The sequence below is a fragment of the Marinobacter sp. BW6 genome, assembly GCF_008107725.1.
Classification (GTDB): Bacteria; Pseudomonadota; Gammaproteobacteria; order Pseudomonadales; family Oleiphilaceae; genus Marinobacter.
Genome location: NZ_VIRN01000015.1, coordinates 1 through 365, shown reverse-complemented (window position 1 = coordinate 365; position 365 = coordinate 1). Strand labels below are relative to the sequence as shown.

General features: G+C 55.1%; 1 protein-coding gene. It reads left to right on the top strand.

Annotation, left to right across the window (positions count from 1 at the left end; all coding sequences use genetic code 11):
• Positions 1-300: TonB-dependent receptor (locus FMN52_RS00060; protein ID WP_148606705.1), on the top strand; the 300-nt coding region annotated here is incomplete at its 5' end.
• Between the last annotated feature and the right edge of the window lie 65 nt (positions 301-365).

Genomic DNA, 365 nt, shown 5'->3' with positions numbered 1-365 from the left:
AATACGCCGAAGAACAGCTTCAGTCTCTGGACCACCTATGACATCTTCCCGAAGACCACCATCGGCGGCGGGGCTTTCTATGTCGACAAGGTCTATGGCGACGTTGGCAATACCGTCTATGTCCCCGATTACTGGCGCTATGACGCAATGGCCAGCTACAAACTGAGCAAGAACGTCGATTTCCAGTTGAACGTGCAGAATGTGTTCGACAAGAAGTACTTCGACAAAGCCTATGCGGCGCACTATGCGTCCCAGGCCGCTGGAAGGACGATACTGTTCAGCACCAACTTCCACTTCTGACAGCCGCTCTCGCTCCCCACGAAAGCCCCATTCCCTCTACGGGATGGGGCTTTCCCGCATCCAGG